Origin of the sequence: Desulfofundulus sp. (assembly GCF_049701015.1) — a bacterium.
GTDB lineage: Bacteria > Bacillota > Desulfotomaculia > Desulfotomaculales > Desulfovirgulaceae > Desulfofundulus.
Map to the genome: position 1 here is coordinate 1 of NZ_JBNATZ010000253.1, position 3,554 is coordinate 3,554.

2 protein-coding genes are annotated in these 3,554 nt (G+C 58.8%); both read left to right on the top strand.

What is annotated here, in order from left to right; all coding sequences use genetic code 11:
• Positions 1-1,898, top strand: a 1,898-nt coding sequence (locus ACPLUI_RS12625; protein ID WP_424660609.1) for an HD domain-containing phosphohydrolase, incomplete at its 5' end; no start/stop codon positions are given.
• A gap of 58 nt (positions 1,899-1,956) precedes the next feature.
• A partial coding sequence (locus ACPLUI_RS12630) for a methyl-accepting chemotaxis protein (RefSeq protein ID WP_424660610.1) occupies positions 1,957-3,554 on the top strand: 1,598 nt, incomplete at its 3' end.

Here is a 3,554-nt window from a genome sequence, read left to right on the forward strand (position 1 = left end):
GGCTGGTACACCTGGCGACTCCGCTGAAGGTAGCGGGGGAGCTGGCGGCAGTGCTGGTAGGCGGCAGTGTGGCGCTGCAGGAGCCTGCAAAAGAAGCAGTGCAGCAACTGGCCCGGGAAACGGGCATTGGCCACGAAGAGCTTCTGGCGGCGGCCATAAAGGTACCCGTCTGGAGTGAAGAGCGGCTCTCGGCAGCCACGGGGATGATGCAGGCAGTGGCGGAGACCGTAGCCCGGCTCCTGTACACCGGGCAGGAACTTCAGAAGAAGGTGAACGAACTTACGGCCCTTTTTGAGTTCAGCAAAACCGTCTCGAGCAGCCTGGAAGTGTCCGAAGTAGCCCGGCAGGGACTGGAGGCGGTGCTGGGACTGACCGGTGCGGCCAGCGGGTCGGTGCTTATGCTGGTTGATGCGGAACCGGAGGACTCGTCCTCTGAAGTGGCAGCTACCGTAGAGCTGGAGGAAAGCTCAGGGATTATTCCCGCAGGGGAGATAATAGCCGCGGTAGAGCGCCAGGTAGCCGCCGCGCACTTTGACGATGAGAAAGACGCGGCGGGAGGAAAGCGGCCTGCAGTGGCGGTACCCCTTACGGTTGGTGGCAGGGTGACGGGTGTGCTCACCCTGGCGGGGAAACCCGGAGGGCAGCGTTTCACCGGGGAAGAGACCGTTTTCCTGACCACTCTGGGGACCGCGCTGGGCCTTGCCCTGGAGAATGCCAGGCTTTTCCGTAAGGTTCGGGAACGTGCGGTCATGCTGGAGCGGCTGCTCGAGGTAGGACAGGTGGTGTCGGGCAGTTTCGATGCAGACCGGATCATCGAAGCCGCACTGAAGGCCGTGCGGGAAGTGCTGGGAGCCCGGTGGTGTATACTGCGGCTGCTCGACGAGAAAACCGGCGACCTGGTGCTCAGGGGCAATGTGGGCATGAGTCCCGGGTTGCAGGCGGAGACGGGCCGTATCCGGCCGGACGGCAACCTGCTGGGCGAGGTGCTCCGGAAAGGGGAACCTGTGGTCGTGGAGGACCTGGCTGGCGCCGTGGCGGGCGCGCGTCTTCCATACTCCGTACCGGAGGTACGTGCGCTGGCAGTCGTGCCGGTGAAAACGGCAGGGAAAATCCTGGGCACTCTGAAAATTTACTCACCCGTACCGCGGCGCTGGTCGGAAGAGGAAATCGAATACCTGGTGATTATAGCCTCACAACTGGGGCTGGCGCTGGAAAACGCCCGGCTGTACACCTCGCTGCGGAAATACTACCTGAATGTCGTGCAGGCACTGGCGGCAGCCCTCGAGGCCAGGGACGTTTACACCAGGGGTCATTCCCTGAGGGTGGCGAAACTGGCGCGTTTGTGTGCCCGCATTATGGGACTCGGTGCTGGAGAACAGGAACAGGTGTACATAGCCGGGCTCCTGCACGACATCGGCAAAATCGGCGTCCGCGAGAACATTCTTCTCAAGGGGGGTCCCCTCACACCGGAAGAGAGGAAAGAAATGCAGGGTCACGCCGAAGTGGGGGCCAGGATTCTGGAACCGGCCGGGTTCCCGGGCGAGGTAACGGCGGCCGTGCGGCACCACCACGAAGACTACGGCGGTGGGGGGTACCCGGAGGGGCTATCAGGGGAAGAAATTCCGCTCCTGGCGCGCATAATCCGCGTGGCCGACGCATACGACGCCATGACCTCCGCCAGGCCCTACAGGAAAGCACTCACCCCGGACCACGCGTTCGGCGAGCTGAAACGATGCGCGGGCAGCCAGTTTGACCCCGGGGTGGTGGAGGCATTTCTGCGAATACCCCGGGGTGAGATGGAAGATATTAGGGGGGGGGGTAGGAACACTCCTGTCCATCCTGAGAGAAATTTTCTTTTTGTTCAAGCAGGTGCGGTGACGCCCACGTTTGGATGTTAGTGTGGAGGGTACCAGCTACCGGAGTCAGGCCTCAGAATCAAGGAGGGATTAAGCAGGTATGGGAGGAAAGTTTACGGGAAGGCTCCAGATCAGGATGACTCTTTTATTCGGGTTGATAGTCCTCATCGGATGCCTCGTGCTGTGGTTTATAAGCGAAAACCGCGCCGGGAGTGCTGTGGAAAGCGAAGCCAGGGATGCCATGCTGAAACTGGCCAGGCAGGCCGCCGAGACCGTGGACAGCCGCGTTCAGACGCGGATCTACATTCTGGAGACCATAGCCAACCGCAACGTTATCCGCGGTATGCAGGGTGACCGTGAGTCAACGCTTGATGAAAAGTTAAAAGCCCTGTCCAGTGAGCAAAAGAGGGTGGAAGGTCTGGGCTTCAAGCAATTTGGTATCGCTGACAGGGAAGGGAATGCTATTTTCTCCAATGGAAGCAGGGTTAACATTGCAGACCGTGATTATTTCCGCGCCGCCCTGGCGGGTAAAACGGTAGTTTCCAGCACCATTACCAGCAGGATTGACAACACAGTGGTAATTGCTTATGCCACGCCCGTACGTCACTATGCCACCAATGAAATAACCGGCGTCCTGGTAGGTGTGGTGGACGGGGCGAGGTTTAGCGATCTGGTCGGAAGCATTACCTACGCCCGTACAGGGTACGCCTTTGCTGTTGACGGCACCGGTAAGATCATTGCTCACAAAGACTTTGAGAAGGTCAGAGCCCAGGAGAACATTTTGGAGCAGGCCAAATCCGACCAGTCTCTGGGGACCCTGGCGGCAGCAGTCTCCAAAATGGCCAGGGGGGAGGAAGGTGTGGCGGATTACACACTTCAGAACCAGGGTTACATGATAGCCTACGCTCCGGTCAAGAGCACCGGCTGGTCTATAGCGGTCACCGCACCAAGGCTTGAAGTGTTGCAGAGGGCGGCAGGGCTGAGATGGTCCATGCTGGTTGCGTCCCTCATAATAATCCTGGTCACCCTGGTCCTGACCTTTATAATAGCCAGGGTCATTACCGCCTCCCTGCTTTCATATCTCAGGAAAGACGCTGAAACCCTGGCGAAGAATTCTGAGACCTTAAGCGCAGCGTCCGAAGAGATCGCCGCTTCTTCCGGCGAGGTGGCCAGGGCTATCCAGCAGGTGGCAGCCGGGGCCTCGGACCAGGCGGGTCACCTGCAGGAAATAGTCAAACTTATAGAGGACATAACCTCCAGCCTGGATAAAGTCTACACTGAGCTCGGCCACGTCAAAACAAACAGTGAACAAACTTCCAGGCTGGCAGATGTGGGCAAGAAAGAGCTGGATATGCTGGTTGCATCCATCAAGAACGTTCGCGAATCCTTCCAGTTAGTTGTTGAAAAGTTGAAAAGCTTGAGCGGTTCCGTCGACCAGATTAGCGAGATCCTGGAAGTGATCAATACAATAACGGACCAGACAAATCTCCTGGCGTTGAATGCAGCCATTGAGGCGGCACGTGCGGGGGATGCCGGCCGCGGCTTTGCAGTAGTAGCGGAAGAGGTCCGCAAACTGGCCGAACAGTCGCGGGCGTCTTCTGACAGGATAAGGGTCTTGCTGGACACTATAACCTCGGCAACGAGTGAAGTTGTCAACACTTCAGAGGAAGTGGGCGGGCAGGTAGTTGCTCAACTGAA